15 protein-coding genes and 1 pseudogene are annotated in these 22,975 nt (G+C 61.9%); 10 read left to right on the forward strand and 6 right to left on the reverse strand.

Annotated elements, in window-relative coordinates; translation table 11 throughout:
* Positions 1 to 147: 147 nt before the first annotated feature.
* Both ACZYZ5_RS18445 and ACZYZ5_RS18450 read left to right on the forward strand, forming a co-directional pair.
* The gene (locus ACZYZ5_RS18445; protein ID WP_463903687.1) at positions 148 to 576 is read left to right on the forward strand and encodes a hypothetical protein; all 429 of its coding nucleotides are present in this window, start codon (positions 148 to 150) and stop codon (positions 574 to 576) included.
* Positions 577 to 1,216: 640 nt separating this feature from the next.
* Positions 1,217 to 2,560, forward strand: a complete 1,344-nt coding sequence (locus tag ACZYZ5_RS18450; RefSeq protein WP_463903688.1) for a ParB/RepB/Spo0J family partition protein — start codon at positions 1,217 to 1,219, stop codon at positions 2,558 to 2,560.
* A gap of 682 nt (positions 2,561 to 3,242) precedes the next feature.
* Here the strand turns inward: ACZYZ5_RS18450 and ACZYZ5_RS18455 are convergent.
* The 6 genes and pseudogenes from ACZYZ5_RS18455 to ACZYZ5_RS18480 form a co-directional block, all read right to left on the reverse strand.
* Positions 3,243 to 4,025: a hypothetical protein gene (locus tag ACZYZ5_RS18455; RefSeq protein ID WP_463903690.1), complete on the reverse strand. Its 783-nt coding sequence runs from the start codon at positions 4,023 to 4,025 to the stop codon at positions 3,243 to 3,245.
* A 112-nt stretch (positions 4,026 to 4,137) separates the two neighbouring features.
* Complete coding sequence (locus ACZYZ5_RS18460) at positions 4,138 to 4,956, reverse strand: hypothetical protein (protein WP_463903692.1); 819 nt, start codon at positions 4,954 to 4,956, stop codon at positions 4,138 to 4,140.
* A gap of 75 nt (positions 4,957 to 5,031) precedes the next feature.
* Positions 5,032 to 8,241: pseudogene (locus ACZYZ5_RS18465) on the reverse strand (type I restriction endonuclease subunit R); the annotation flags it as partial.
* 235 nt (positions 8,242 to 8,476) lie between these two features.
* Positions 8,477 to 9,694, reverse strand: a complete 1,218-nt coding sequence (locus ACZYZ5_RS18470) for a restriction endonuclease subunit S (protein ID WP_463903694.1) — start codon at positions 9,692 to 9,694, stop codon at positions 8,477 to 8,479.
* Complete coding sequence (locus tag ACZYZ5_RS18475) at positions 9,691 to 11,319, reverse strand: class I SAM-dependent DNA methyltransferase (RefSeq protein ID WP_463903695.1); 1,629 nt, start codon at positions 11,317 to 11,319, stop codon at positions 9,691 to 9,693. The genes ACZYZ5_RS18470 and ACZYZ5_RS18475 overlap by 4 nt, the downstream gene beginning before the upstream one ends.
* Positions 11,319 to 13,382 carry a hypothetical protein gene (locus ACZYZ5_RS18480; protein ID WP_463903696.1) on the reverse strand — a complete coding sequence of 688 codons (2,064 nt, stop codon included), beginning with the start codon at positions 13,380 to 13,382 and terminating at the stop codon, positions 11,319 to 11,321. Before ACZYZ5_RS18480 ends, ACZYZ5_RS18475 begins: the two co-directional genes overlap by 1 nt.
* 237 nt (positions 13,383 to 13,619) lie before the next feature.
* Here ACZYZ5_RS18480 and ACZYZ5_RS18485 point away from each other — a divergent pair, with 237 nt between their 5' ends.
* The 8 genes from ACZYZ5_RS18485 to ACZYZ5_RS18520 all read left to right on the forward strand — a co-directional run bounded on the left by ACZYZ5_RS18485 (position 13,620) and on the right by ACZYZ5_RS18520 (position 22,867).
* A complete protein-coding gene (locus ACZYZ5_RS18485) occupies positions 13,620 to 14,279 on the forward strand; it encodes an Rv1352/Rv1906c domain-containing protein (RefSeq protein ID WP_463903698.1) in 660 nt (219 codons plus the stop codon).
* A gap of 42 nt (positions 14,280 to 14,321) precedes the next feature.
* Positions 14,322 to 14,975 (forward strand): DUF4352 domain-containing protein, encoded by a 654-nt coding sequence (locus ACZYZ5_RS18490; RefSeq protein ID WP_463903699.1) that lies wholly within the window; start codon positions 14,322 to 14,324, stop codon positions 14,973 to 14,975.
* A gap of 193 nt (positions 14,976 to 15,168) precedes the next feature.
* Positions 15,169 to 16,584 (forward strand): DUF2130 domain-containing protein, encoded by a 1,416-nt coding sequence (locus ACZYZ5_RS18495; protein ID WP_463903702.1) that lies wholly within the window; start codon positions 15,169 to 15,171, stop codon positions 16,582 to 16,584.
* A gap of 376 nt (positions 16,585 to 16,960) precedes the next feature.
* Positions 16,961 to 17,572, forward strand: a complete 612-nt coding sequence (locus ACZYZ5_RS18500) for a recombinase family protein (RefSeq protein ID WP_463885810.1) — start codon at positions 16,961 to 16,963, stop codon at positions 17,570 to 17,572.
* A 367-nt stretch (positions 17,573 to 17,939) separates the two neighbouring features.
* Positions 17,940 to 18,551: an RNA polymerase sigma factor gene (locus ACZYZ5_RS18505; protein WP_463903704.1), complete on the forward strand. Its 612-nt coding sequence runs from the start codon at positions 17,940 to 17,942 to the stop codon at positions 18,549 to 18,551.
* A complete protein-coding gene (locus tag ACZYZ5_RS18510) occupies positions 18,548 to 19,558 on the forward strand; it encodes a hypothetical protein (protein WP_463903706.1) in 1,011 nt (336 codons plus the stop codon). Before ACZYZ5_RS18505 ends, ACZYZ5_RS18510 begins: the two co-directional genes overlap by 4 nt.
* A gap of 863 nt (positions 19,559 to 20,421) precedes the next feature.
* Positions 20,422 to 21,153, forward strand: coding sequence for a hypothetical protein (locus tag ACZYZ5_RS18515; RefSeq protein ID WP_463903708.1), 732 nt, complete (start codon positions 20,422 to 20,424; stop codon positions 21,151 to 21,153).
* Between the two features lie 949 nt (positions 21,154 to 22,102).
* Entirely contained in the window at positions 22,103 to 22,867 is a 765-nt protein-coding gene (locus ACZYZ5_RS18520) for a YfbU family protein (protein ID WP_463903710.1), read from the forward strand.
* The last annotated feature ends 108 nt before the right edge of the window (positions 22,868 to 22,975 follow it).

Below are 22,975 nucleotides of genomic sequence, written 5' to 3' on the forward strand. Positions count from 1 at the left end.
CCCCTTGCCCTGCGGGTAGACAGGGCTCCGTCGGCCGCCGAGCAAGCGAGCTTGCCAGCAACCAAAAAACAACGGGGGGAGAGGGGAAGCTGGCCGGTCACCTGAGCCGCCCCACCCACCGAAATCCTCTGCAAAAGGAGCAACACCATGAACGCAATAACGACTAAGACGGTGACCACCCAGGACACCGGGGAAACCATCGACGGCGTGACCGTGCTGGGCGATTACCACGAGAACGGCGGCTACGACTGGATGGAACTTATCGGTGAACACGGCTGGGCCGTCATCCCCAGCTGGGGCAGTGACGGCTGGGACCTTGGCAATTGGCCCTACGTCATGGTCGCCGCGACCCGCACCGCTGACAGCATCGGGAACCTGTTCGGCGTCGCCACGTACTGCGAGGGAGACGTGACCTGCACGTTCTACCGCACCAAGGCCCGCCAATGGGACGCGATCAGCGAACAGGCGTTCTTCCACTGGAGGAACGGACAGGCCCACGGCCCGGACGACCTGCCCGAAGCCGCCGCGGAACTCCCGTCCCGCTACCGGATGCCGTACATGGCCAACGTCGCCTAAACGGGTTTGAGACCTTGCCGGGCGGAACCACCGCCCGGCAAGGTCCCGCCCTCCTCACCAAAGAACCAGGACCGGCCGAAAGGTTCGGGCGGTCCGCCGCCGGTGGTTGGCTGCCGTCGCTGGTCACCGGCGGCGGACCGCCATTTCCGGGACGGACCGTAGGTGAACAGCCAGGGGGCCGGCCAGGCTAAGAGCGGGGCCGGCATGGGCGGATCCAGGGGAGACGAGGCCAGGGGCATGCTCGCAGGGCTCGCACCCATTCGGGCGTCCGCTGGCGCGGCCGGCTGTTGGGTCCAGGGTGCGCCGTCGCAGAGCTCCGGCCCGCCCCTGGCCCTGACTTACGTCTTCGACGTCTTTTGGTTGCTGTCCTTCGGATTCTAGGCGTCCGCTCCACCCCGTCTAGCCCCGGTTCCGCAAGCTCCACCGGGGCCTGCGGTGCAGGAAATGTCCCTCCGGCGCTCCTGCGTCGCTGATTCCCTCCAGGAATTTCCCGCCCCTTGCCCTGCGGGTAGACAGGGCTCCGTCGGCCGCCGAGCAAGCGAGCTTGCCAGCAACCAAAAAACAACGGGGGGAGAAGGGGAAGCTGGCCGGTCACCTGAGCCGCCCCACCCACCGAATCCTCTGCAAAAGGAGCAACACCATGAACACCACGCCCACCCTCGAAATGCTCGACCCGGCCACGCTGACCGTGGACATCAACGTCCGCAAAGACGCCGCCCTGACCCCGGATTTCATTGCCAGCATCAAAGAGCACGGCGTGATGGAACCCGTCATCGCCCACCGCAAGGACGACGGCGTGGTGCACGTCCTGATGGGCCAGCGCCGCACCCTCGCCGCCGTTGAAGCCGGGCGCGCCAGCATCCCGGTGATGATCATCGAGTCCCCCGAGGAAGCCGAACGGATCGTGACGCAGGTCGTGGAGAACATCCAGCGCGCCGAACTGACCGAAGCGGACGAGGCAGACGCCTACCAACAGCTGTCCCTGATTGGCGTCTCAGCCGCCGCGATCGCGAAGAAGACCGGGCGCACCAAGACCACCGTGGAAGGGGCGCTGAAAGCCAAGTCTTCGAACGCCGGATCCGCCGCCCTGGGCAAGGGCTACACCATCGATGAAGCGCTCATCATGGCCGAGTTTGAAGGGAACCAGGACGCCACGGAGGAATTGGAGTCCGTGATCGCGGACGAACCCGATCAGCTCCTGCACGTCGCGCAGATGCTCCGGGACCGCCGCGACCGCGCCGCCGCCCTCGCCGCCCTCATCGATGAACTCGAGGCCGAGGGTAAGACCGTCGTGGAGGACGCAGGGCACTACGCCAACGAAGAGAACCTGTACGTCTCGGCCGCGAAGCGCGCCGACGGGGAACCGGCCACCGATGAGGACGCGAACGCCTACCTGATCAGCACCGACTACCGGGGCCAGCACAACGCCAACCCCGTCATCACCGGCTGGAAGGACCTCGGCTTCACCCCGAAGTACGAACGCTACGACGGCGGCACGCAGGCCCAGAAAGGCCCGATGACCGAGGAACAGAAAGCCGAGCGGAAGACCCTGATAGCCAATAACCGCGAGATGGAAAGCGCCACGAAGGTCAGGCGCGAGTTCGTGAAGACCCTGCTGTCGCGCAAGACCGCGCCGAAGGGCTGGCAGTACTTCACCGTCCACGCCATCACCCACGACCCCGAAACCGCCAGCGGCTACGACGGCAAGGTCGCCACCGAAATGATCGGGGCCAAGACCGGGGAGGACACCGACCGGTGGGGCTGGAACCCGTTGCGGGACCACACTGCTAAGACCACCGCACGGCCCGAGTTCTCCCTGATCGCCCTGATCTGCGCCGGGTATGAAAAGACCATCCAGAAGGACTCTTGGCGGTCCGCCGAGAAGCGGCACTTCCACTACCTGAACCAGCTCACCGTTTGGGGTTACACCGCCAGCGCCGTGGAGCAGATCATCATCGACAAGCACACCGCCGACACCGAGTAACCGGACAGTGAGCCGGGCGGCTGTACCCCCGAGGCAGCCGCCCGGCCCACTCACCCCAGCAGGGCCAGGAACCTCCCAGAAGTGGGGCGGTCCGCCGCCCAGAGCGAACCACAGCAGCCACTCACCAGCGACGGATCGCCATTAACCGCGACCACGCACCAGCGCACCACCACCCCCGCGGGACCAGGAACAACGAGGTACCAGCCCGCGGCAGGACCACAAACCATTCAGTTAAGCTGAACCACATATTTCCTTTGCAGAGGGAAAACCAGGCAGGGCCGGCAGTTATAAACTGTCGGCCCTGCCTCTGTCTGGGGGCATCACCGATGGCGCTGCTCGGGGTCCCAGCCCGCGCTAAAGCATGGTGCCGTCAACGATTTCCTTGATCTTTGGTGGATCGCGCAAGAAATCAAAAACGAGAGTCAATGGTTCGCCCGCAGGGAGGGAATCGGTAGTCCGGCACCCTAGGCCGAGCATCTGCACGGAACGGGTCTGAAATCCTCCCCGCCCGAATATCGACTCAAACCTAACCCCAGTTGAATCATCGTAATAAACCCCGTATTGTCAGAGACAAGCAAGGCGTCGGCACTTGTCTTCTCAGGAAGGCGGGGGTCGGCCTGGCCCCAGGTTTGATTGCTACGGCCACCTGGGGCTGCTTCATTTAACGGGCAAACCAGTTGTGTCAGCCTCGGGGGGCCGCAGTCGGCTCCGCCGCAGTGGCAAGAAGTTTTTCAGCCTCCAACACAACTGCCTCTTTCGCGGCTAGATGCGTGACCATGCTTTCCACATGACGATAGAGCCCGGGCTGGCCAGCTCCAACCTTCCGGTAATAGGCATACGAAACGATGTCCGGCACCCATAGGAGCCGCTCGTGCGTAGGAGATACCTGCAGCGCCTCGGTGCCCTCGGAGAGCAGTCCGCTCTTGCGTGCCTGTGTGAAGGTATATCTGTCGCGATTTCTGCGCTTCTGGTCTTGGCGGCGTTCTATAACGAAGAGCCTTACAGGATCGCAGTGCCTACCGTCATGCAGAGACGAAGCAAGTGTTGTCAGGCATGCTGCTCTCGCCTTCTCTGATCCGACGTCATCCGCCTCCACTGGGGTCTGGGAGGAGATGATGAGCGGTTCTGTGCCCTCGGCAATGTATGCGGCAAGTTCCTTGAGTTTTTCCCGGCCCTCTTCTGTCTGGTTCGCTTTCGTGGAATGCCAGTAGGGCGCACCAACAATCTCCAACAGATCACGTCGGATGTTCTCCAGGTCCTCGGCAGGAACGACGAACGCGGTTGCCGCATAAAACGGGGCGACGTAGGCCGGGTGGTCCGGTTTGAATGCCTTCAACATTGCCTCAGGCATCGTTGTCTCATCTACGAAAGCCACCGGTCGATCACCGCTGTTGGCGTAGGCATTTGCAAGAGCCTTAATCTGAGCCGCAGCATCAGGCGATGGCCCTCGCTGCTGTGCTGCCAAGAAGTCCCCCAGTGTTTCAAACGGAAAGTATCTACACGACTTTACGCCAGCGATCAGACATTGAAGGAGACAGCTGGCTCGGGAGACGGGCGAACCAGAAATATGAGAAGCGTTACGCGACATCATCGGGGCGTGCGCCGCTAAACCAGCGGAAGCAAACCGAGCAGAACGTCGAAGGCTCGGGGGCTGCGGTGAGTCTGACCGGAAATCCATAGTCGCTCAGGCGCTGCGGTTCTGAGTAATAGAGCTTCCTAGTGTCCTTTTCGCAGAAGTACTCGCCGCCCCACTGGTGGATTTCGTGTACGGGATATTTCTGTTGAGTCAGGCAAACAAGTTCTTCGATTATGCGTTCTAAATGCGCAGCATTGGCGTCAGTCCTTTGCTCAATGTTGAAAGTCATTCTTCCGCCGGACTTAATTGATGAGCGCCTCAACTGAATCTGTCTCTGGTCATCGGCAGTGGCCAATGCGGCGCTTTCCGCGATTCCAAGGATGACGTCGGGTTTTCCGTCGGAAATATGCCAACCTGAAGTTGCTTGCCTGTAATTACTGCCAGCAAACATGTTGAAGACTTCAAGTCCGGAGATTGTGGAATTACGGGCGGTCATTTCCGCAGGAATCTTCCAGGACCTGAACCGTGGAGAAGCATTGAGGTGGATCACAACTAGGCTAAGTCCGGCGAGATCGAAAACCAGCGATGGTTTTTCGTCGATCACAAAATAAGTCCCGGGCCTCCGTCGCAGCTCCGCTGATTCGCATGCCGACGTTACTGTGGAGAAAGCCGGTGCGGTGGTGCTGTAGTGATTAAGCGTCGTGCTGTGCCAGGCGTTCCGCCTGGCGGTGAGCAGATGGACATCGGATCGGCGAATGTAGGCCGCTGGGGTGTCCAGTAGATGTAGGTCACGGGGGAGCGACACGGGCTTGATCAGCATGTCCTAGCCCTTCGCGAAAGGCAGCGTCGAAGCCGATGCCGCTAGGCCCGCCTCGGTCGGCACCCTGAGCCTTGCCTCCGCAAACCGCGGCGCCATAGATTCCATTTGCTCCATGACCAGCTTGATTGCCTCGGGCTGCTTGTCCGGTGGATAACCGTTGATCACCAGGAGCCGTTTGATGGATGAGCGAAGTTTCGCCCGGACGTCGTCCCGAACCGTCCAGTCGGTGCGCACATCGCGCTGCATGACGCCAACGAGCTGCCGAGCGATCTCGGCCAGCTTCCCTTCTCCCTGGACCTCAACCGCGGATTCGTTCTGGGCCACCGCGTCGTAAAACGCCAGTTCATCGGAGTCTAGTGGGGGAGTGAAATGGGCACCGCGCTGCCCCTCGGCCGCCACTTCGCGGGCCAGTTCCACAAGCTCGGCGATGACTTCTGCGGACGTGAGCTGCTGGTTCGTGTATTTTTTCATCAGCTCACTGATCCGCTCGGAAAACGCCCGCTGGCGGATCACGTTATTCCGTGTCGTCTTGGCGGACTCGTCGGCGATTAGCTTCCGCAGCGCCTCGATGGCCAGCTGCGGATTTCGTGCTTGCTGGGTCTTGGCGATGAACTCCGGCGTCAGGTCATCCAGCGAAGGCTTGGGCATGCCGGCGGCCTCATAGATATCCAGCACGTCACCGGACGAAGTTGCGGATGCAATGAGCTCTCCCAGCAACCGCTGGATTTCCTCCGGCACCGGCTCGCCGCTGGCCTGCCGATCGGCGGCGTCGTACTTTGCCATCCAAACGCGGATCTCCTCGTACACCTGAATCTCGGGCCGGAGCTCGGCCAGCGTCTCGGACCCTGAGCACAAAGCCCACGCCCGGGACAACTGGCTTGAGAACCTGCGGTACTTCGCGGCCCGCGACTCTTCGCCCTCGGCGGGCTGGTTGCCGGGCGTGCCTGGGCTCCGCAGGTAACTGACTGCACCGGTGACGGTGTTCAGGAACGCCTTCGGGCCGCCCTTTTGCAGCACGGCCTTCCAGTCGTAGCCTGCAAGCAACTCCCGCAGCGACTCCACCAGCGAAAGGGTCACGCCAACGGCCTCATCGATGTTCTTACCTACCGGCTTATTCGTCCGGTCGGACTGCGTGTACTCGCCCAGCGCCTTGGCAAGGTTCTCTGCCAGCGGCGCGTACGCCACCAGCAGCCCGTCCTGTTTGCCGCGGAAGGTGCGGTTCACTCGTGCCAGGGTCTGCATCAGCAGCGCGCCTTTGAGCGGCCGGTCCAGGTACAGGGTGTGGAGCGGCGGTGAGTCGTAGCCGGTGAGCATCATGTCCTTGACGATTACCAGTTCCAGCTCGTCGTCCACGTCCTTGAGCCGTTCCTTCACGGTCGCATTCAGGGAGTCGCGGCGGACGTGGTCGGAGACCGGCGGCACGTCGGACGCGGTCCCGGAGTAGACCACCTTGATCTTGCCCTTGGCGAGATCGTCGGAATGCCACGCGGGCCGCAGCTCCACGATCGCAGTGTAGAGCTTCGCGCAGATTTCCCGCGTGCCGCCTACGATCATCGCCTTACCCGGCGCCTCGATGAATTTGCCCATTCTGGCGCTGCGGTTCTCCCAGTGCGCCACCAGATCCGCGGCCAGCGCCGCGATCCGCTTCGGCGCACCGTACACGGCATTCACGACGGCGACGCTCGCCTCGATGCGCGCCCGCTCGGTGTCGTCCAGGCCCAGCGTGGCTTCGTCGGCTGCCTGGTCCAGAATCTCCTCTGTAAGGTCGGCGGCAAGCCCTACCTTGATCAGCCGCGGTTCGAAGTACACCGGCACCGTGGCGCCGTCCTCCACCGCCCGGGAGAGATCGTAGACGTCAATGTACTCACCGAACACGTCCTGGGTGTTGCGGTCATCGAAGGAGATCGGCGTGCCGGTGAACGCGATCAGCGTCGCGTGCGGCAGGGCGTCGCGGAGGTGCCGGGCGTAGCCGTCAAGGTCGTCGTAGTGGGAACGGTGGGCCTCGTCCACCACTACGATGATGTTGCGGCGATCGGACAGCAGTGGGTGATCGGCGCCTGCGTCCTTCTCGGACTTGCTGCGGCCGAACTTCTGCAGGGTCGTGAAGTAGATGCCGCCGGTGGTTCGGTTGCTCAGTTCCTCCCGGAGCTCGGAGCGTTTTTTGATCTGCTTGGGGGACTCTGCCAGCAGCAGGCTGCGGTCGAAGCCCTCGAACAGCTGGCCGTCGAGTTCGTTGCGGTCCGTGATGACCACAACGGTCGGGTTCCTGAGTTTGGGGTGCCGCGCCACCAGGTTGGCGTAGAGCTCCATTTCCATCGACTTGCCCGAACCCTGCGTGTGCCAGACGACTCCGGCCTTGCCGTTGCTTTCCACAGCCTGAACGGTGCTGCCCACCGCTTTGGTCACGGCAAAGTATTGGTGAGGCTTAGCAATGCGCTTGCTCAGCCCGTCCGATCCACCATCAAAGGCGGTGAAGTTGCGGATTAGCTGCAGGAACCGCTCCTGGTTGTAGAGACCTTGGAGCGCCGTGTCCAGCGCCGTCACGGCTTCCCCGTCTTCCATGAACCCCGGGGCAACCGGCTCGCCGTCATCGTCGACGTTCCACGGTGAGAAGTGGTTGAGGGGAGTGAACGGCGTGCCGTACTTGGCCTGGATCCCGTCCGAGGCGAGCGTGAACACACAGAAGCGGAACGCCATGGGGAACTCGCGCAAGTAGGTCTGCAGCTGGGCGTGCGCCGAGGCAACATCGGCCGTGGCGCTGCCGGCCTTTTTCAGTTCGATGATGCTCACCGGCATGCCGTTGCAGTAGAGCACGATGTCGAAGCGGCGCTTGTAGTCGCCCTGCACGAGGGTGACCTGGTTGACGGCGAGCCAGTCGTTCTGGTCCGGGTCCGAGCTGAGCAGGTGAATGGTGGGGTTGGCCTCGTTTCCGTCTGAGTCTATGTAGCTGAGTCGGTAGCCGTCCACCAAGTAGTTGTGGATGCGGTGGTTTTCTGTGATGGCGTCGTTGGACTTGGCCGAGGCGATCTCGGCGAGGGCCTGCTGCAGGTACTGGGCCGGAACGGCTGGGTTGAACCGCTGAAGGGCCGCGAGCAGCCGGGGCCGCATCAGCAGCTCGTCCCACGAATCCCGCTCACCCCGGCCGGGCGCGATGTCCTGCCCGGACAAGGGCCGCCAGCCCAGCGGTTCGGCCAACAGCTCTAAGGCCATGCCTTCCCAATCGGCTTCAGAAAAGGCTACTGCGGGTGCTGCTGTCACGGTGGTTCCCCCTGATGGACCGGTCATGTTAAATGTCGTGTGAAGATTCGGATCCGAATTCGCTGATGCTGGGCTGGATGAGCGCGGTGATCTGACCAAGGCGCCTGCGGCTAGCCAGTGAGACCGAACGTCCCGGGCGAGCTTTCGCAAGAGCTCAGGTGAACCGATAAATGCTGCAACAAGCTGAATGTCGCGGTGCCCGGGAACGACTCATCGCCGACGCGCTTGCTTACTCCCCGCTGAAACGCGCCCCCGTTCCGTTTCATACGCCTGCAGTCTCCAAGACCTTCTCTGCATCCTTGACCCGCAGCTTGCCCGACATGAGTTGGGGAAGGAGCACGTCGCGAGTGGTGGCCAATTTGGTGTTTTCCGATAGCGCATTGGCGGCTGCCGCATGAAGCGGCTCCGCCAGGGCGACAAACTCCTTCATGACGATCGGCTCGGCAAGCCGCACTTTGAACTTCTTGAAATTGCCGCGGCTCAGCTCGAGGAATGTGGCTCCGTTCGCCAACGAAACAAACTCGTCTACACGGCTTTGCATTTCGTGGAAGAACCAGAAACGAAGGCCCGGGTCGTGAGGCTGCACTACGATGAAGCCCTGATTGACGGCCATAGGTTCCTGGGCCAGAGCGAACGCCCCAATGGTCGCCCTTGAGGTCATGAGAATCGAGCCGGCTGGATACAGCTCGGAACCGCAAGCATTGAGACCAGCGTCGGTGATCCGGCGTGACGTGGCGGAAAGGTAAGGGCCTTGAAGCCCGGTCACGTCAGTCGGGGTTGCCCACAGCACCTCGCCGTTCCAGTACTCCGCGATGGCTGTACTCGGAGTTCCGCCGCCACTTACTTTCGCAGCGTCGCCAAAAGTTCTTTCTGAAAAAGGCAGGTGCCGGCTTATCCGCTGGTACTCAGACGCGACTAGTCGCTCGGCTGTGCCCGCCACGACGTTGTTGGCAGCGATTTTGTCGTCGAGCGCCCCAAGCACTTCTGCGATGGCTCGCTGCTGATCAAGCGTTGGGAGCTGAAGCGGAACCCGTTCCAACACCTTCTGGTTAAGGGAAAGCATGGTGGATCCCGAAGCATGCTGCAGCAGCCAGGACCTTGTGGCCTCGCTTTGAAATTGGTATCCGACATAGCGGGAGTCCACAGTGGACGGCAGCCGGACCCGAATTCCGTCAGATCCCAAGAACCAGCCCTTTTCCGATTCCTTGACCCACGCACTTCGGTCAACGGCGCCCTTTCGGCCGAATACGATGTCACCCGCTTCGAGCAGATATTCGGGCAGGCGCTCGGTCACTTCCACGGGGGCACACGGAGTATCTCTTCTCAGACTCAGTGATCCGTAACCGACTTCACCCACTGAAATAATCGGGACGCCCGTTTCGGAATACTCATTCGCCTTAAGCGTCGTGCCGAAAGGGCCGGTCTTTATTGAGCCACCCTTTTCCTGTATGAGCTCTCCAAGAGTTTCTGTGTTGCTCATGAAACCCTCCCCAGTTGCTCGCGCACAACCCCGGCCAGCCGTTCGGATTCCTGGAACTGCTCAAACAGTTCCTTGGACAGCCTGGCGATCTTCTCCTCGATCGGCTCGCCGTCGTCCTCCACATCCGCCGCTCCGACGTACCGGCCGGGAGTCAGCGCGTAGTCTGCTGCCTTAACCTCTGCGAGGCTGGCCGAATAGCAGAAGCCGGATTCGTCGTCGTACGTCAAACCTGACTCGACCGCCGAAGCGGTGCCGCGCCAGGAGTGGTAGGTGTTGGCGATTTTGGCGATGTCCTCGTCGGACAGGGCTCGCTCGGCGCGGTCGACCATGTAGCCGAGGTTGCGGGCGTCGATGAAGAGCACCTGCCCGGTGCGGTCCACGGAGCCGTTCTTGCCTGCGGTTTTGTCCTTGGCGAAGAACCAGGTACAGACCGGGATGCCCGTGCTGCGGAACAGCTGGGTGGGCAGGGCCACCATGCAGGAGACGAGGTCGGCCTCGACGAGCTGGGCGCGGATCTCGCCCTCGCCGCCGGAGTTGGAGGACATGGAGCCGTTGGCCATGACCACGCCCGCGCTGCCGCCAGGGGCCAGTTTGGAGATGATGTGCTGGATCCAGGCGTAGTTGGCGTTGCCGGCCGGCGGCACGCCGTACTTCCATCGCGGGTCGGACTCGGAGCGCGCCCAGTCCTTGATGTTGAAGGGCGGGTTCGCCATGATGAAGTCCGCGCCGTTGCTGCCCGTGAGTTCCGGGTGCTGGTCCCGGGCGAAGGTGTCGCCCCAGCGGGACGCGAGGTTGGCGTTGAGGCCGTGGATGGCGAGGTTCATCTTGGCCATCCGCCAGGTGCGCTCGTTGAGCTCCTGGCCGTAGACGGAGATGTCCGAGCCCTCCATGTTGTGGGCTGCGAGGAACTTTTCGGCCTGGACGAACATGCCGCCGGAGCCGCAGCAGGGATCGTAGACGCGGCCGCGGTGGGGTTCGAGAACCTCTACCAGGACGCGGACCACGCCGGACGGGGTGTAGAACTCGCCGCCGCGCTTGCCCTCGGCCTTGGCGAACTTCTCCAGGAAGTACTCGTACACCTCGCCGAGCAGGTCGCGGGCCTTACTGGTGCCTTGGCCGGTAAACCGGGCAGAGTTGAAGAGGTCCAGCAGCTCGCCGAGGCGGCGCTGGTCCACGTTGTCCCGGTTGTAGATCCGGGGGAGGGTGGCGGCGAGGCTCTTGTTGTCGACCATGATGAAGTCCATGGCTTCGTCGATGAGCTGCCCGATCGATTTGGGCTCTGCGCCGTCCATCGGCGGGAGGCCCTTGGCGTTCTCCGCCAGGTAGGTCCAGCGGGACCGTTCGGAGACCCAGAACACGCCGCGGCCGGTGTACTCGTCGACGTCGTCGATAAGCTGGGCGATCTGCTCTTCGTTGAGCCCGTCCGCTTCCAGCTCGGCCTGGATCTGCCCGCGGCGCTCTTCGAAGGCGTCCGACACGTACTTCAGGAACACCAGGCCGAGGATCACGTCCTTGTACTGGGAGGCATCCATGGAGCCGCGCAGCTTGTCCGCGGCTTTCCAGAGCGTGTCCTTGAGTTCTTTCATGGTGGACGGGGCGAGGTCCACCTTCAATTTCGGGGGCATTACTGGGTTCCTTCGGTCTGTGGTTCGGCGAGCTTACTGCTGGGGTCTGTCAGGGTGAGGCTTCCGCCCGCTACGCCGTCCGTAATCAGGGTAGCGAGTTCATCGAGCCGCCCGAGGCGTTCGCGGGCTTGTTGCTGCTCGTGTTGCAGCCGGGCGAGGGTTTCGCCCAGCTTCTTCCGCTGGGCATCCGGTGTGCGGCGAAGGCGCCAATGGCGCCAGGACTTGTCCGCTGCGGAAAGGCCGTTGATGTCGGAGGCAACGACGTCGGGCAACAGCCCGCCGGGGTCACCGGCGTCGATCCGCAGCACCCGGGCAGGGAAGACGACGGCGGAACCGCCGTGCGTGTCCACCATGGCAGCGGGCCGGGGACTGGTGCAGAAGATGACGTCGCCGGGCCGGGTCAGCCGGCTTGCGGGATAGTTTGCTGCAAGGTCCAGTAAGCCTATGTGCCTGGGCGGTGCGCTGTGCGGGTCAAGCAGCTCAGCCGGACCCACGACCCGGTTCCCCTCCTGTGCAGCCAGGTCCGCATCTTCCACCCGGTTCCCCTTGATGTACTTGAGGGTGCCGGCGGCGATGAGTTCCTGAACAGGCGCGGACTGGGCTTTCCCGTTCGGATCTGCGGGCAGGACATTCACGGCCACCGACTCTCCGGAGTCGCTGGACTGCAGCAGACGCACGAGTTCATCCACCCGGAGTGCTGCCTCGGCAGTACGGGGCCTCCGAGCCGAACCTTGGGGTGGTGCTACCACCAAGGACTTCCTGCTGGCCAGCAGCAGACGGGTCTGCACCAGCCGGGCGAAGCGGAAGGAGTGGGCGCGCACAGTGGCGCCGTTTCCCATGGAGGCAACGATGTCGCTGACCAGGTCCTGCTTGACGTCTTCTGTGAGGTCTTGGGTGCTGAGGTCCGCCACCATGGTCCAGCGTTCGGCAATGGGAACCTCAGCGAACGACGGTCCCAGCACCCAGAGTGCCTGGGCTTCGCGGGGCTTGGCGCGCAGCAGGCCCTGGGGCAGGCGCACGATGGCGCGCACCCGGCCGATCCGCAGCAGCCCCGCCCGGAGCCCGGCAGGGCCGCTGTCCAGCGGCTGATCGCAGAGAACCCGTGCCGGGGCGATGATGACAGCCCGTTGCTGATCGTCCATCTGCAGGAGAAGGTGTTCCACCGCCGTGAGAATCTGCGCCGCATCCATGCCGGATTCACCGGGGGACGGGTACTGCGCCACGTGTACTACAGGTCCGTGAACGGCGAACTCGCCGCCGGGATCGACACGGGTCTGTCCGGCCTCCACGCCGTGCACCCGCAGGCGGCGACGCACCAGGCGGCCTGCGCCGCCGTCGTTGTCCGGTGTCAGAAAGGTGACGGGTGAGCTCTCGCCTGCGGCGTGCACCACGCCCATTAGGAGGTCGCTGCCGCCAAGCGTGGCGTCGGCAAAGACATGGCTCCCGCCCAGGTTTGCAGCCAGTTCGACGGCAGCAGCGGCAACCAGCCCCACGGCAGAGTCCGTGAGGGCGGTATCCGAGTGCTCCCGTTGCCCCGTCCGGAACCGCGCCGTCAAGATTTGCTCGAAGGCAGCGGGCGCGTTGTAAGCACTGTCCACCAGCCGGTCCGCGAACGCTGCCGTGGAGGAGAGCGACGCGCCCTTGGCCTCCAGTTCCGAATAGAGGAACCAGTCGTCGGGGTCGCATTCGTCCGCCAGATCCAGCAGTTCAGCTATGCTCAATGTCCCCAGAGCTTGGCCGGTCATTGCCTTGAGCGTCAGCAGGGCGGTCAGGGCGTCCAGCGTGGTTCCCTGGGCGCTGCCGGCTGCTGCCCCGGGCACCCGGGCGAAAGCGGCGGCGTCGCTCACGGCTTCCGGGTTGTTCCCCCGTCCCGTTGCCGCCAACCAGCCGGCGACCTGGTCGGCGTCGAACAGTTCACGGCCACCCTCCTGTGCGGCGGGCTCGGGAAACGGATGAGCTGACCCGGCGCTGCGTTTGCGCCACATCGACACGACTGGGCGCTGGACCTGCGCCAAGGCAGCCACGTCCGAGAGCGTCATGTGCAGGGCTTCTGCTTCATTCATTTCCGCCTCCTTACGACGTCGACCCCCAGCCTAACCGGACGGGCGAATCCCACGTTGGAATTGCTGATAACTGGGGTTATCAACGATCTTCGGTGATGCCGAAGCCGGGCCACCTTAGTTTCGATTCTGCAGCTGCCAGGGAATCCTCCGGGGCTGCGACGGCGGCGGGGAACCACGCATTGGGGGATCGGTATCCCGCCGCCGTTCAGCAGCTACCCGAGATCAGAGGAAGAGAGCATGTTGAACACTGAGACGAACGAGCCAGCGGAAACGCACATCAAAGACGTGCTGCACGAAGGGAAGACTCCTTCTGGCCAGGCAAAGCCGGCACGGAAACGACGGATCTTCGCTGCCGTCGCCGTCGTCGCCCTACTGGCGGGTGCCACCACCATCGGCACCACGCTGCCGGATCCGAAGTCCAGCGACGCTTATGCGGCGCTTGCGGCGGAGAAGGCATCAGTGGAGTCCGAGCGCGACTCGGCTAAGTCCAGCTACGCCTCGATGAAGTCCAAGTACGACACACTGCAGAACGGCATCGCCGCCCGTGAAGCCAAGGTGACTACTCGGGAGGCCGAGGTGGGCAAAGCCGATGCTGCTGTGAAGACAGCGGACGCCGCCGTCAAGGTTCGCGAGGAGGCCGTCACTGGCGCCGAGAAGGCCAAAGCGGCCAACACCGTCAGCGACGGTACCTGGACAGTCGGATCCGATATCGAGCCGGGCACCTACCGCGCGGTCGAGGCCGTGGGGTCGTCCTGCTACTGGGGCATCTACCGGAGCGGCAGCAACGGCGGCGACATCATCGAGAACGACATTCCCGGGGGAGGGCGCCCTGTCGTGGCCCTCTCGGTCGGCCAGGACTTCAATTCAACCCGCTGCGGCAAATGGGAAAAGCAGTAACTTCCCGCACTCCCATCATTCATTCACCTAGAAAGGCACGACATGTCCCACGAGAATTCCGAACAGCTGACCGCCGCGATGGCAGTTGCTCAGCCGCGACCGTTCTTCAAGAAGAAGCGCTTCCTCATCCCTGCCGGCGTCCTGGTGCTCGGCATTGCCCTTGGCTCCTGCTCCGGCGGCACCACTAAGGCCAGCGACGTTGGTCCGACAGCGGCGCCGTCGTCCGCAGCAGCTGCAGCTGCTACAGCGGCTGCTACTGCTGCGCCGGCAGTTGCCGCTCCTGCGCCGGCACCTACAGTTCCTGCCGGCCCGTCGATTGGTGCACCGTTCAGCGTCAAGATGGGCAACGGCGACATCGCGAAGATCACGATCGTCTCTGCCGTGCGGACGGACGCTGTTTCCACGACGGCATTCGCCACCGCGGCGAAGAACGGCAGCTACTTGCTGCTGGACGTCCTCTGGGAAACAGAATCGGGTAAGACCAGCTCCAACCCGTTCTACTTCTCGGCCAAGGATGCTGATGGGCGAAAAGCCGATCTGAGCCTCTTCGCGGACAACCAGCTTGGCTCTGGCGACGTTCTGCCGGGGGACAAGACTCGCGGATTCATTGCTTTCGATATTGCGCCTGGTGCTTCGACCGTGATGATCTCCACCCCGCTGATGCAGGAAACCGCACGGATCCAGATCCCCGGGTAAACCAGATGGGACTGCTGGAGTTTTGCTTGACAAGCCTTCAGCAGCCTCGAGGCATCACCAATATCTGCGCCGAACGTCGGCTTGTGCAGGCCGGAGACCGGCGTATATCGACAATTCGTCTCCCCTCTGAAGACCAGAGGGTCACACAAGTGCGGCCGTTCGAGGCCGACATAGCCTGATTGGGGTTCCAGCTATGCATGAAATCAAGTGCCCGCACTGCGGACAAACATTCACCATCGATGAGGCTGGCTACGCCGACATCGTCAAGCAGGTTCGCGATGCCGAGTTCGAACAGCAGCTCCACGAGCGGCTCGAGCTGGCCGAGCAAGACAAGGCCACGGCTCTCGAACTCGCGGAGACGAAGGCCGCCAGTGAACTTCAGAAGACTGCAGCGGCCAAGGATGCCGCGATCCAGGAGCTGAAGGCGAAGCTCGATGCCCATGAGGTCACCCAGAAGCTCGCTGTAGCAGAGGCCCTTAGCGCCGTCGAAAAGGAGCGCGACGCGCTCGTGAACGAGCTCGAACAGACGAAGCAGGAGAAACAGTCATCGGCGGAGCTGGCCGAAGCAAAGCTCGTCAACGAACTTCAGAAGGCCGCCTCGACGAAGGACACCGTGATCCAAGACCTCACGGCGAAGCTCGAGGCTGTTGAGATCGTGCAGCGACTTGCGATCACCGAGGCAGTCGGCACTGTCGAAAAGGAGCGGGACGAGTTCAAGAGTGGTCTCGAGCGAGCCGAGCTTGCGAAGCAGCTCGGGGAGGCGTCCCTGAAGGACAAGTACGAAACCCAGATCAAGGACCGTGAAGAACAGATTGAGCGACTGCGGGACCTGAAGGCGAAGCTGTCGACCAAGATGGTCGGTGAAACTCTTGAACAGCACTGCGAGATCGAGTTCAACCGCATCCGTGCCACAGCCTTTCCGCTCTCCTATTTCGAGAAGGACAACGATGCCCGGGGCGGTAGCAAGGGCGACTATATATTCCGCGACTCCGATAGTGCTGGTACTGAGATTGTCTCGGTCATGTTCGAGATGAAGAACGAGAACGACGGCACCGCGACAAAGCACAAGAATGAAGACTTCCTGAAGGAGCTGGACAAAGACCGCACCGAGAAGGGGTGCGAGTACGCCGTGCTGGTATCCCTGCTCGAGCCCGACAGCGAGCTGTACAACACTGGGATTGTTGACGTCTCTCACCGCTATCCGAAAATGTACGTCATCCGGCCACAGTTCTTCATCCAGTTGATCGCACTGCTGCGGAACGCCGCGATGAACTCGCTCAAGTACAAAACCGAGCTCGCGCTGGTCAAGGCGCAGAACCTCGACATCACGAACTTCGAGCAGCAGATCGATGATTTCAAGGACGCGTTCGGCCGCAACTGGCGGCTCGCCTCCGACGGTTTCGTGGAGGCAATCAAGCGCATCGACGAAGCGATCAAAGACTTGGAGAAGACGAAAGAGGCCCTGCACAAGTCGGCCAACAACCTGCGGCTTGCAAACGCCAAGGCCGAAGACCTCACAATTAGGAAGCTCACACGAGGCAACGCGACAATGGCCGCCAGATTCGTCGAGCTGGAACAGCCTAAGACGACCGAGTGGGAAGTCAACTGACGCGCCTTTTGCAGGAGCCGCTGAATGCCTTGCTTCAGCACAGACCCGGGACGTCGCCGTAGCCGCGAAAGACTGATCAACGGCTCCTGAAACAGTGAAGGCTGGCACTCGAAAAGGTGCCGGCCTTCGCTGTCTCTGCGTGCCCTCAATCCCTGGTCTCCACGGCTGAAGATACCCGCCCAAATTCTTTTCGCCGGCTCAGGGAGACCTTCGCCGAACTTCGGATACCCCTCGACTTTCTGTCACAAACAGAAGATCACCCACCCTTTGCATGACTTAGAATAAATAACTGGTTAAGTGACATCGCATGATTTCGGTCGGATCCGGAATCACATTGTCACTTAAACGAACGTATAAATGACGAAGGAGAACCTCCGTGCTGGTCGGATATATGCGTGTCTCCAAGGCGGATGGCTCCCAGACCACGGACCTGCAGCGCGACGCGCTCCTGGCCGCCGGCATCGGCGCGGAATCTCTCTATGAAGACCGTGCCTCCGGGAAAAAGGACGACCGGCCCCAGTTGGCTGCCTGCCTCAAAGCTCTACGCCACGGCGACACCCTCATGGTCTGGAAGCTCGACCGGCTCGGCCGGGACCTGCGGCACCTGGTCAACATCGTCCATGACCTCACCGAACGCGGAATCGGGTTGAAAGTCCTCACCGGGCAGGGCGCCGCCATCGACACCACCACCGCCTCCGGAAAGCTCGTTTTCGGAATCTTCGCTGCCCTCGCCGAGTTCGAGCGCGAACTCATCTCCGAACGGACGACAGCAGGGCTGGCCGCCGCCCGCGCCCGCGGCCGCAACGGCGGACGCCCCTACAAGATGACCCCGGCGAAACTCCGGCTCGCCATGGCGTCCATGGGCAAGCAAGGAACCAAAGTCAGCGACCTCTGCACCGAACTCGGGATTACCCGACAGACGCTTTACCGGCACGTCTCACCCACAGGGGAGCTGCGGCCCGACGGTGAGAAACTACTCTCGCGATAGCAGAAGACCCACCCGTGCCATCAGCGGTCGGCACCACCGCCCTGGCCAGCGCATCCGGCCTCGCCGGCGTTCCCTTTCACGCCCCGTTACCGGTCGCTTCACCGGACGGGGGTTACGGGACGCCAATGGGCTCCAGCTCGCAATGATGCAGTTCAGCGGTGTGTGCGACCGGTGGGGGACCGGCTTCCGGGACGGGCCCAAGTGTCAATCCGGACAGACCCCTTACGGGACAACGCCACTAATTGGGTGGCCAAAAGAGTGCTCTACCTGATTCGTCCTTTGGACGATAAACGCCGCTCTATGTTGGCGCCCGAAAAGTTGTCGGGCAAAACATGGAACCTTTCGATGTGTGCGGACACTATGGGGTATGGGCGGAGATGAGGAAGGGACAGACGAGGTTCTTTGGAAGCTCGTCGTTAATGGGGACGGTGACGCCTTTGGCGCACTGTTTGATCGCCACCGCGATCGGGTTCTGCGCCACGCCCTGAGGCTCGTCGGCTCCGCTCATGCCGCCGAAGACGTCACTGCAATGGTGTTTTATGAGGCGTGGCGGCGCCGTGAATACGTGCGCATGGTCAACGGCTCCATCGTTGCCTGGCTGCTGGTCACCGCGAACAACACCATCCGCAACGATCTGCGCCAACGCCGGCGGTTCAAGAACTTTCTAAACCGCCTCCCTCCACCGGCACATAGCCCCGATATTGCAGAGGCGTTCGCCGACGAGGACCAACAGGACTTTGAGGCCGCGACGCTAGACCGGGCCTTCGGACGCTTGCGCCAAGTGGACCGTAATGTGCTGACGCTTTGCGTGGTTGAAGAAATGAGCATTCGAGACGCTGCGACCGCGCTCGGTATCCCCGAAGGCACCGTGAAATCGAGACTAAACCGGGCCAAAACAAAGCTCGGACAACTCTATGACGAAGTTTCCAGCACTTATGCGATCGACCGTCAGGCCGCGCTTGAACGGAGGCCACAATGAAAACACATCAGTTCCAGCCCGACAGGAGCGACGCGCTTCGCCGCCAGCTCGTGGACATGTCGGCACAAGAGCTCCCCAGGAGACGGCCGACAGGAAACTCGCAGGTTCCTGCCGCCAACCTGGCGTCCACTGATCATGGTCCTCTCCACAGACCACAACGCACGCGCCGCGTGGTGCTGACGATGGCCGCAGCCAGTGTCGGCGTGATCGTTCTGGGTCAGACCAATATGTCGGTCCAGAGCGCCCACGCGGCCGGTCTCCTGCGGTCAGCAGCGGAACAAACTATGGCCTTTTCAGACCCCACGCCGGGTCCAGGGGAATACCTGCGCGTCCACACCCACGCCAACTGGCTCGTGGGCCGAAGCGGTACTGCTGGAAATGACATGTTCAGCATGAACGCCCAGACCATTGACGTCTACGTTCCCGGGGACCCCTCACGCGATTGGGTACTAGACCGGGACTGGGGCGCCATCGCCCCGCGCCCCGGTCAGAAGGACACCATCCACGCACCCGGTGGCGAGTTCTACGGGATCCCCTGGACCGTGATCGATCAGCAGGAACTCATGGGCCTGCCCCGCGAAGGCAAGGCCTTGATCGAGCACTTTAATGCCCAGTACCAAGGAGGGTCCGCGTCGCGGGACGAGGATAACTTCGTGCGCATTACGGATCTGTTGCGGACCGGTCTTGTCCCGGCAGACCTGCGCGCAGGCCTCTACGAGGCGCTGGCACTGATCCCGGGCGTGAACGCCAGTGAGCAAACCAACTTTGATGGGAAACCAGGGATCTCCATCGGTCGATCAGAGGCGCTCCGGGCAGGACAACGCGATGAAATCATCATTGACCCGGCCACTGGCCTGGTCATCGGTGAACGCACCGTTATGACTTACGCACTCTTCGGACTGGGAGCCAATAATCTCACCGCTCATACCGCCATTGACTACAGCATCGTTGGATCCGTCCCGCCGGCGAACCAGCCAGCCATGGAGGCCGGAGGGCCAGAGAAATGACCCACCGAAACGCTGTCAGCTCGGCAGGATCTGACAGCCGGACACTCCTTGCTCTCTTGGCTGCGTTCACAGCCGCCATGCTCTGGTGGATCGGCATCGTCGGCACCATAACCACTGGAGGCGGCGGAGCAATATTCCTCACCGTCCCAGCCCTGGCCACCATCGGAGCCATCATGATCGGACATCGACACGGACGCCACTGGCCAATCCCCACGGCGCAACGACGACGCAGACACAGGAACGCGCCACTGCCCGGCGCCCCTTATTCGGTTGTGATCCTGTGCGCATTTACGACCGCCATATTGTGGTGGATAGGCATCACCGGTCTCGTCAACACAGGGGGCAGCGGAGCGCAGCCCTTCCTGACAGTTCCAACCATTGCAAGCATTGGGACACTGATAATCGCGCTCCGTCACCACCACGGAAGAACCAGCAGCACGAGAAGTTAGCAGCCCGCCACGACCGTAGCGCTTAACAGAGCCATACGCATGGACATGTCCCGGGGAGGGTTCCCGCCCGGACATCACAATCGCTCTCGCTACCGCCGTTGCTGGATGCTGGATTGGTGGCCGTAGATCGACCGGCTTACGGTGGCCCTGATCGTTTGCTCTGGATCGGTGACGCTCGCTAAACGTCCTCCAATAAAAGAGGACTTGGGGCTGCTGATCTACGGGACGGGACGACCCCAGTAGGCGAAGGCCGCCGAAAATCTGAGAGCATGCTGCTATGCCCATCCGCGGTGCGCACGCAGCGCGGATGTGGTTATGGGTTCACTGGTCTCTGACGCAACCCGGAGCAACACCAAACTCAGGTGGGCTGCTGTTCGGCGCCCACCCTCACCTGCACACCTATTGGGGACTTACTTGAATATCACACGACGCACCAAAGCAATAACGCTTTCCGTAATCCTGACTATGCTGGCGCTGACCGTCGCGGGTTGCCAAGTGGCACCGAATTCGAACGGTACACAGTCGCCCGTTCCTGCGGTGGAGGCAGCCAAGACTCCCGCTTCAAGCCTCGATCCAGCGACCGTCATGCTCGGGGAGACGTGGGTGCTGATGTTCGGTGAGGACCGGGCCATCGCCGCGGCCGCAGCCGAGGCCGGGAACAAGTTTTTGAACGTCACGTTCGATCAGTTCCCCCAATACACCGTGGAAGGCTTCGTTCCCAAAGAAGAAAACTTCATCGAAGTTTCCAACGCGCTGAAGCCCTTCATAACTGCCGGGGGTGTCCAGTACCTGGAATCGGATTGGGCTAACAACAAGTCCCTCCCTGTTCTGAGCAGCGGCCGCACAGACAAAGAAGGGAACCGCAGCCACACCTACATAACCGAGGCCGGGGAACACTGCACGGACTCCGACAAGCCGTATGAGGTCGAGCCGGTCGCTAATGTTTTGTTCACTCTGACCGACGAGAACCAGGTCGAAGTTCCGGGCTTCGAGTCCTCTGTGGACGTCATCGTTCATTGCAAGGAGGGCGGCAAGCTTAAGGGGCAGATGAAGACCTGGTTCCCCCTGGTGCAGGAAAGCGGATCATGGCTCGTAGGTGCTCCCTTCCAGTCCAAGCCGGCCGCCCCCTTCGAAATGGCCAAATAAATCCGCTGGCGACGGAAACCCGAAGTTTGTCGTTGACGGTGCAAAACTCACGACGTTGCGGTCTAGGTGCCGGAGTCCCCGGCATCCAGGTCAGGTCCAGAAAGTCTGCAGGGCATGGACCTTGATTCTGGATCAGCTGCTTGGCCCAGCTGGTCCGAGCAAACCTATCAGTAGCGCCCGTTCAAGGATCCCCATACGGACATGTAGTGGGACGTGCAGACGAGGGTGGACATTCCGTGCAGCCGACTTCGAAAACTGACACCGGACCTGATGCACGGTGATGTCGAGCTGCCCGAGCCCTGGCGAAACTGCCGGGGCTGTTGTGCGGCCCCGGCAGTCCTGCATGGCTAAAGCCAGTGACAATGCCAGGCGGTGAGGATCAACCGCAGGACATTCACGAAAAAGCTGAACATGGCCCAAGGGGGCTGACGCTTGGCGTGTTTAGTCATTGAAAGCGGCTCCTTTCAAAACACGAAGGAACCGGGCTACGCCCGCGAGCTGGTCACCGGACTGGATACCGAGTGCCCAAGGGGCATAACCTAGAGAGTGTGTAGTGGTATACACCCCGGTTCAGTTTGACTGATACCGATTACTGAAGCCCGTTCCCGCGGGCTTCAGCCATTTAAGCATCAGCTGCCAGGAGGTCGCGCAGCAGGTCTTCATAGGGCGTCCTCTTTTGGCTACAAGATAAGCCTAGCGATCTGGTCGACGTAAACCCGCATTCCTGGGGAGACGGGCAATACAAGCAATGACTGCAAGCGTTGGCCTCACGCTTGAGCGCTCCGCAATGAGCCTGAGTATCTCGGCTTGGTGTGAGGACGGCGTCATTGTTTTGCGCTCTGATCTCTAGGAGGCTGCATCCTCGCAAGTAAGCCCTCCGTCCTGCAGCCCCGTTCCTGTCTTACATGTAGTAGGTTTTGTAAGACATGACGACTGGGAAGGAAAATTGATGGCAACGATCACGGTACGCATTGACGACGCAATAAGGGATGCCTTGCAGGCTAAAGCGGAGGAGGAACGCCAGACGCTGAGCGACTTTGTTCGAGATCGTCTCCAGGACGCAGTGTTTGCATTCCGAGAAGATGAACGGGGTAAGAGCGAGAGGGATAAGGACTTGGAACCGGACACGCTGTCAGCTCTCGACCGACACACGCTGTCACTGTTGCATCGGATTCTCGGTCGGGTTTTGCCCGAGGACGCGAACGACGTGGATGGTGACAGGGAGTACCAGCTTGAGCGGGCGAAAGTTCTTGAACGTGGCTTCACCAAGGAGTACTGGATGGAGTTCGCCGGCCTTCGCCCCGAGCTGAGCCCTCGCAACAGCGAGTTCGTCATGGACGTTCTCGAAATGTTCCGGATAGCGCTCTACAGCATCAACGATCTGCAGGAGCAGGGGGTAGTGATTGATGAATCACTTCAGCGAGCTCTGACATTCGACGGTTTCGATCACAATGACGCCCTGGAAGGCCAGATGTCCGACTACGTGCGCTTCCTTGTGCAGGACGATAAATGGACCGAACAGGAAGCTTTCGTACTCGGCCCGGATCGCGGGAACTCTCATCACCAGTCGGTTCCCATTTACTCTCGGATGTTGACCGAGTACCGCGAAGTGAAGCAAAACAAGTCCCGAAAGACGGGCAGGAAGAGTTATCTCCTAACCGAAGAAGAGCTCCGGAGGATTGCGGCTTCCCGGGTTCACCCCTCACGTCGCTAGCCGCCGGCGTCTTTGAAGCGCAGCAGCGGCCCCAGTAAGTGGGGGTGCGGCTGTTAATCCATCGGGGCCTTCGCTAGCGTGGAGGCAAACGGAGGGGACGGCGCGCAT

It is taken from the genome of Pseudarthrobacter ribosi, from assembly GCF_055412865.1.

Excerpts from the sequence above, each read along its gene's own strand:
- ACZYZ5_RS18480 (WP_463903696.1), bottom strand. The coding sequence starts at position 13,382 with ATGAATGAAGCAGAAGCCCTGCACATGACGCTCTCGGACGTGGCTGCC.
- ACZYZ5_RS18450 (WP_463903688.1), top strand. The coding sequence starts at position 1,217 with ATGAACACCACGCCCACCCTCGAAATGCTCGACCCGGCCACGCTGACC.
- ACZYZ5_RS18470 (WP_463903694.1), bottom strand. The coding sequence starts at position 9,694 with ATGAGCAACACAGAAACTCTTGGAGAGCTCATACAGGAAAAGGGTGGC.
- ACZYZ5_RS18520 (WP_463903710.1), top strand. The coding sequence starts at position 22,103 with ATGGCAACGATCACGGTACGCATTGACGACGCAATAAGGGATGCCTTG.
- ACZYZ5_RS18490 (WP_463903699.1), top strand. The coding sequence starts at position 14,322 with ATGTCCCACGAGAATTCCGAACAGCTGACCGCCGCGATGGCAGTTGCT.
- ACZYZ5_RS18445 (WP_463903687.1), top strand. The coding sequence starts at position 148 with ATGAACGCAATAACGACTAAGACGGTGACCACCCAGGACACCGGGGAA.
- ACZYZ5_RS18505 (WP_463903704.1), top strand. The coding sequence starts at position 17,940 with ATGGGCGGAGATGAGGAAGGGACAGACGAGGTTCTTTGGAAGCTCGTC.
- ACZYZ5_RS18510 (WP_463903706.1), top strand. The coding sequence starts at position 18,548 with ATGAAAACACATCAGTTCCAGCCCGACAGGAGCGACGCGCTTCGCCGC.
- ACZYZ5_RS18460 (WP_463903692.1), bottom strand. The coding sequence starts at position 4,956 with ATGCTGATCAAGCCCGTGTCGCTCCCCCGTGACCTACATCTACTGGAC.
- ACZYZ5_RS18475 (WP_463903695.1), bottom strand. The coding sequence starts at position 11,319 with ATGCCCCCGAAATTGAAGGTGGACCTCGCCCCGTCCACCATGAAAGAA.
- ACZYZ5_RS18495 (WP_463903702.1), top strand. The coding sequence starts at position 15,169 with ATGCATGAAATCAAGTGCCCGCACTGCGGACAAACATTCACCATCGAT.
- ACZYZ5_RS18485 (WP_463903698.1), top strand. The coding sequence starts at position 13,620 with ATGTTGAACACTGAGACGAACGAGCCAGCGGAAACGCACATCAAAGAC.